Below are 235 nucleotides of genomic sequence, written 5' to 3'. Positions count from 1 at the left end.
CCTTTTTGGAGCCAGCCGCCTAAGGTGGGACAGATGATTGGGGTGAAGTCGTAACAAGGTAGCCGTATCGGAAGGTGCGGCTGGATCACCTCCTTTCTATGGAGAATTGATGAACGCTGTTCATCAATAAAGTTTCCGTGTTTCGTTTTGTTCAGTTTTGAGAGAACTATCTCTCATATATAAATGTATGTTCTTTGAAAACTAGATAACAGTGTAGCTCATATTTTTTAATTTT

Annotated in this window: 1 rRNA gene; it reads left to right on the top strand. The window is 40.0% G+C overall.

Going from position 1 to position 235, the window contains the following annotated elements:
* A 16S ribosomal RNA gene (locus MR112_RS28735) occupies positions 1-96 on the top strand; the annotation flags it as partial.
* Positions 97-235 lie beyond the last annotated feature (139 nt).

The sequence above is a fragment of the Bacillus cereus group sp. BfR-BA-01330 genome (genome assembly GCF_022663885.1).
Classification (GTDB): domain Bacteria; phylum Bacillota; class Bacilli; order Bacillales; family Bacillaceae_G; genus Bacillus_A; species Bacillus_A cereus.
Note: the sequence above shows the minus strand (reverse complement) of the source record. Positions and strands in the feature narration are given on the sequence as shown.